The sequence below is a fragment of the Micromonospora fulviviridis genome, assembly GCF_014648395.1.
Lineage (GTDB): Bacteria > Actinomycetota > Actinomycetes > Mycobacteriales > Micromonosporaceae > Micromonospora > Micromonospora fulviviridis.
In genome coordinates this window covers 496083-502161 of the sequence record NZ_BMRA01000006.1, presented here as the reverse complement: position 1 = coordinate 502161, position 6079 = coordinate 496083, and the positions used below count along the sequence as shown (strand labels likewise).

At 73.6% G+C, this 6079-nt stretch carries 3 protein-coding genes; all 3 read left to right on the top strand.

What is annotated here, in order from left to right:
* The first annotated feature begins 497 nt into the window (after positions 1–497).
* From fdh to nrfD, 3 genes are read left to right on the top strand one after another with little or no spacing between them, the layout of a single operon-like run.
* Positions 498–3800: a formate dehydrogenase gene (gene fdh / locus IEY96_RS19250; protein ID WP_189196164.1), complete on the top strand. Its 3303-nt coding sequence runs from the start codon at positions 498–500 to the stop codon at positions 3798–3800.
* On the top strand, positions 3793–4836 hold the full coding sequence (locus IEY96_RS19245; protein ID WP_189196163.1) for a 4Fe-4S dicluster domain-containing protein: 1044 nt from the start codon (positions 3793–3795) through the stop codon (positions 4834–4836). Before fdh ends, IEY96_RS19245 begins: the two co-directional genes overlap by 8 nt.
* On the top strand, positions 4833–6077 hold the full coding sequence (gene nrfD, locus IEY96_RS19240; protein ID WP_189196162.1) for an NrfD/PsrC family molybdoenzyme membrane anchor subunit: 1245 nt from the start codon (positions 4833–4835) through the stop codon (positions 6075–6077). Before IEY96_RS19245 ends, nrfD begins: the two co-directional genes overlap by 4 nt.
* The last annotated feature ends 2 nt before the right edge of the window (positions 6078–6079 follow it).

Here is a 6079-nt window from a genome sequence, read left to right as displayed (position 1 = left end):
GCGTACGCGCAGTGGGAGCAGCAGGCCGCCGACATCGTCGCCCACCACTGGAACAGCTGACCCACACAAACGAACGCTGGCCGGCACCCCGAGGGGGTGCCGGCCAGCGGCGTACCGCAGGGGACCGCGCGGTGGTGGACCACGGCGGGCTGGGGGCGACCACGGTCGGACCCGGCACCTCAGCCCCGAGCGCAAGGAGAACGACCCGTGACCGCAGTCACCGAGACGGCACGGAAGAACGGACGACCCAGTACCGTTGTGCAGAGCGTCGGTGTGTCCAGTGTCCCCGGGCCTCACCTAAATTGCCTTCGCGGAATACCGTCCGGCTGGAGCCGCGTCGCGCCACTCGCCGAGAGGCGACCTGCACACCGACGCCCAGCGACACCCCGACCACCCGGTCGGGGCGCCGCTGTTTCACGTCTCGGGTCGCGGGCGCCCGGCGGCTGGCCTAATGTTCAGAAGGTCACTAGCTGCCGGTCGGGAGGGGGTGCGCCGCGATGGGTCTGAAGACCTTCATCCAGGGTTGGCCGGTCTACCGGCAGCTCACCGGCACCGACCCCCTCGGGCGGGGCGCGGCCGCCCAGTCGGCCCGCTCGGCGGCGCTGACCGCGCGCACCGAGACCGCCGACGGCATGGCCCGGTCGGTCTGCCCCTACTGCGCGGTGGGTTGCGGGCAGCGGGTGTTCGTCAAGGACGGGCAGGTCACCCAGATCGAGGGCGACCCGGACAGCCCCATCTCGCGCGGCCGGCTCTGCCCGAAGGGCTCGGCCAGCAAGAGCCTGGTGACGAGCCCGCTGCGGCAGACCAAGGTCCGCTACCGCCGGCCGTACGGCACGGAGTGGGAGGACCTGGACCTCGACATCGCACTCGACATGATCGCCGACCGGATCCTCGCCGCTCGCGACGAGACCTGGGAGGACGTCGACGACCAGGGCCGCCCGCTCAACCGGACGCTGGGCATCTCCAGCCTGGGCGGGGCGACGCTGGACAACGAGGAGAACTACCTCATCAAGAAGCTGTTCACGGCGATGGGGGCGCTCCAGATCGAGAACCAGGCCCGCATTTGACACTCCGCCACCGTCCCCGGTCTGGGGACCAGCTTCGGTCGCGGCGGCGCGACGGACTTCCAGCAGGACCTGGTCAACGCTGACGTCATCGTCATCCAGGGCTCCAACATGGCCGAGGCCCACCCGGTGGGCTTCCAGTGGGTGATGGAGGCCAAGCGGCGCGGCGCCAAGGTCTTCCACGTGGATCCCCGGTTCACCCGGACCAGCGCGCTCGCCGACACGTACCTGCCGATCCGGGTGGGCACCGACATCGCGCTGCTCGGCGGCGTGGTGCGGTACATCCTGGACAACGAGTTGGATTTCCGGGAGTACGTGCTGGCGTACACGAACGCCGCGACGATCGTCAACGAAGACTTCCGCGACACCGAGGACCTCGACGGCTTCTTCTCCGGCTACGACCCCGAGCACAACAGCTACGACCAGTCGAGCTGGCAGTACCAGGGGCACGGGGGGCGGCGCGCGGCGAAGGACACCGCGAAGGAGCGGGAGACCGCGGCGGGCCTGCGGCACGAGTCCCACGGCATGCCCGTGGCGGCGGAGACCCAGCGGGACGAGACGTTGCAGCACCCGCGCTGCGTCTACCAGATCCTCAAGCGGCACTTCGCCCGCTACACCCCGGAGATGGTGGCGCGGGTCTGCGGCATCCCTGAGGAGAAGTTCCTGGAGCTGGCCCGCGCCTGGGCGGAGAACTCGGGCCGGGAGCGGACCGGCGCGCTGGTCTACTCGGTGGGCTGGACGCAGCACAGCGTCGGCGTGCAGTACATCCGGACCGGGGCGATCATCCAGACCCTGCTGGGCAACATGGGCCGGCCGGGCGGCGGCGTCCTGGCGCTGCGCGGGCACGCCAGCATCCAGGGCTCCACCGACATCCCGACCCTGTTCAATCTGCTGCCCGGCTACCTGCCGATGCCGCACCACGCCAACCACCCGACCTTCGACGAGTGGGTGGACAGCATCCGGCACCCGGGCCAGAAGGGCTTCTGGGGCAACTCCCGGGCCTTCGCGGCGAGCCTGCTCAAGGCGTACTGGGGGGACGCGGCGACGCCGGAGAACGACTTCTGCTACGGCTACCTGCCCCGGATGACCGGCGACCACGGGACGTACCAGCAGGTGCTCAACATGATCGACGGCAAGGTGAAGGGCTACTTCCTGCTCGGCCAGAACCCGGCCGTCGGCTCGGCGCACGGCCGCGCCCAGCGCCTGGGCATGGCCAACCTGGACTGGCTGGTCGTCCGCGACCTGTTCATGATCGAGAGCGCCACGTTCTGGCGGAACAGCCCCGAGATCGCCACCGGCGAGATCGTGCCGGAGGAGTGCCGCACCGAGGTGTTCTTCCTGCCCGCCGCGTCGCACGTGGAGAAGGAGGGCACCTTCACCCAGACCCAGCGGCTGCTCCAGTGGCGGGAGAAGGCCGTCGACCCGCCGGGCGACTGCCGCTCCGAGCTGTGGTTCTTCTACCACCTCGGCCGGGTGCTGCGCGAGAAGCTGGCCGACTCCAGCAAGCCCCGCGACCGGGCGCTGCTCGACCTGACCTGGGACTACCCGACGCACGGCCCGCACGCCGAGCCGAGCGCCGAGGCGGTGCTCAAGGAGATCAACGGCTACGAGGTGGCCACCGGCCGCCCGCTGGGCGGATTCCCGGAGGCCAAGGCGGACGGTTCCACCGCGGTCGGCTGCTGGATCTACTCCGGCGTCTACGCCGACGGGGTCAACCAGGCCGCCCGCCGCAAGTCCCGCCACGAGCAGGACTGGGTGGCGGCCGAGTGGGGCTGGGCCTGGCCGGCGAACCGGCGCATCCTCTACAACCGCGCCTCCGCCGACCCGGACGGCCGGCCGTGGAGCGAGCGCAAGAAGTACGTCTGGTGGGACGCGGACAAGGGCGAGTGGACCGGCTACGACGTGCCGGACTTCGAGAAGACCAAACCGCCGTCCTACCGGCCGCCCGACGACGCCTCCGGGCCGGAGGCCCTGGCCGGGGACGACCCGTTCGTCATGCAGGGCGACGGCAAGGCCTGGCTGTACGCGCCCACCGGGGTGCTCGACGGGCCGCTGCCGACGCACTACGAGCCGGCCGAGTCGCCGATGCGCAACCCGCTCTACGGGCAGCAGGCCAACCCGACCCGCAAGGTCTACGACCACCCGGTGAACCGGATCAACCCGAGCCCGCCGGAGCCGCACTCCCAGGTCTTCCCGTACGTGTTCACGGTCAGCCGGCTCACCGAGCACCACACGGCCGGCGGGATGAGCCGGACCGTGCCGCGCCTGGCCGAGCTGCAACCGGAGATGTTCGTCGAGGTGTCGCCGGAGTTGGCCGCCGAGGTGGGGTTGGCGAACCTCGGGTGGGCGCACCTGGTCAGCGGCCGCGCGGTGATCGAGGCGCGGGTGCTGGTCACCGACCGGCTCACCCCGCTGCGGATCGACGGCCGGGTGATCCACCAGGTCTGGCTGCCGTACCACTTCGGCAGCGAGGGCCTGGTCACCGGCGACTCGGCCAACGACCTGTTCGGCATCACCCTGGACCCGAACGTGCTCATCCAGGAGAGCAAGGTGGGCACCTGCGACGTGCGGCCGGGCCGGCGGCCCACCGGGCCGGCCCTGCTCGACCTGGTCGGCGACTACCAGCGCCGGGCCGGGATGACGCCGGACCGGAAGGTGCCGATCGTCACCACCGGCGCGGCCGGCACCGACGAGCGGTCCGCCGGCGCGGGGCGGGACGGGGGCGGGGATGCCTGACGCCAACAGCCTCTACGGCCCGCTGGACCCGGCCCCGGACGCCGGCTGGGTCGAGGCCGGCCCGCGGGTGGGCTTCTTCACCGACACCAGCGTCTGCATCGGCTGCAAGGCGTGCGAGGTGGCCTGCAAGGAGTGGAACGGGGTCCCGGACTCGGGTTTCGACCTGCTCGGCATGTCGTACGACAACACCGGCGCGCTGACCGCCAACTCCTGGCGGCACGTCGCCTTCATCGAGCAGCCCCGCCCGGCCGGGCACCGGACCCCGCCCTTTGCGGACACCCCGACCGGCCCGCCGGCCAGCGCGCAGAGCGCGGTGACCGCCGCCGGCACGACCACCGACACCGGCACCGACCCGGGGGTGCCGCCGGGCCGGCCGGAGGCGGCGGCGCGGATGGCGGCCGGCCCCGAGTTCCTCGGCATGCCCGGCGCCCAGCCGCCCGGACGGGCCACCGGCGCCGACACGCGGACCGACTTCCGCTGGCTGATGATGTCGGACGTCTGCAAGCACTGCACCCACGCCGCCTGCCTGGACGTCTGCCCCACCGGGTCGCTGTTCCGCACCGAATTCGGCACGGTCGTGGTGCAGGAGGACATCTGCAACGGCTGCGGCTACTGCATCTCCGCCTGCCCGTACGGGGTGATCGACCAGCGCAAGGGCGACGGGCGGGCGTGGAAGTGCACGCTCTGCTACGACCGGCTGGGCGCCGGGAAGACGCCGGCCTGCGCGCAAGCCTGCCCGACCGAGTCGATCCAGTTCGGCCCCCTGGACGAGCTGCGGGAACGCGCCGCCCAGCGGGTGGCCCACCTGCACGACCGGGGTGTGCCGGAGGCCCGCCTCTACGGCCACGACCCGACCGACGGCGTCGGCGGCGACGGCGCGTTCTTCCTGCTCCTCGACGAGCCGGAGGTCTACGGCCTGCCGCCGGACCCGGTGGTCACCACCCGGGACCTGCCGAAGATGTGGAAGCGGGCCGGGCTGGCCGCCCTGGCCATGGCGGCGGCGGCCGTCGCCGCGTTCGTCGGAGGTTCGTCGTGAGTCCGGAGCGTCCCGCCGTCGGCGACCTGTTCCGCCGTTTCCGCGCGCGGCTCGCCGTCGAGGGGGCCGCCCGACCGGGCGAGCCGGGTGGCCACGCCCCGAAGGCGGGCACGCACGGGAGCCGGGCGACGGGCACCGGGGCCGGCGTGGCGCGCACCGACGCCGGGGCCGCCGAGGCCGGGCTCGCGCCCCAGCCGCTCCGGGACGTCCCGCCGGTGGAACGGCGTCGGGGCCGCCGCAAGGGCGGCGGCGGGGAGCAGCTCACGGTGCCGCCCGCCGAGTTCACCTCGTACTACGGGCGGCCGATCCTCAAGGCGCCGGTGTGGAAGTGGGACATCGCCGCGTACCTGTTCACCGGCGGGCTCGCGGCCGGGTCGTCGCTGCTGGCGGCCGGTGGCCAGCTCACCGGCCGGCCGGCCCTGCGCCGGGCCGGCCGGGTCACCGCCCTCGCGGCGGTCAGCGCCAGCGCGTACTTCCTCATCAACGACCTGGGCAAGCCCAGCCGGTTCCACCACATGCTGCGGGTCGCGAAGCCGACCTCGCCGATGTCGATGGGCACCTGGATCCTCACCGCCTTCGGCCCGGCGGCCGGGATCGCGGCGGTCGCCGAGGCCGCGCCCTGGCTGCCGGAGCGGGGCGTGCTGGGCCTCGGCCGGCGGCTGCTGCCCCCGGTCGGGCACGCCGCCGGCCTGGTCGCCGCGGCCACCGCGCCGGCACTGGCCACGTACACCGGCGTGCTGCTCGCCGACACGGCGGTGCCGTCGTGGCACGAGGCGTACCCGGAACTGCCGACCATCTTCGCGGGCAGCGCGCTGGCCAGCGGCGCCGGCGTCGGGCTGCTCGCCGCGCCGCCGGCCCAGGCCGGCCCGGCGCGACGCCTCGCGGTCGCCGGCGCGGCGCTGGAGCTGTGGGGCTCGCACCGGGTGGAGAACCGGCTCGGGCTGCTCAGCGAGCCCTACGCGACCGGCACCGCCGGCCGGCTGCTGCGCGCCGGCCGCGCGCTGACCGCCGCCGGGGTGGCGGGCGCCCTGGTCGGGCGGCGCAGCCGGGTGCTGTCCGCCCTGTCCGGCGGCGCGCTGCTGGCCGCCTCCGTCTGCACCCGGTTCGGCATCTTCCACGGCGGGGTCGCCTCGGCGAAGGACCCGAAGTACACCGTGGTGCCGCAGCGGGAGCGGGCCCGGCGGCGGGAGAGCCGAGGACCAGACGTCAGCGGGCCGGGCGCCGGCCCGAACGGGGGATAGGC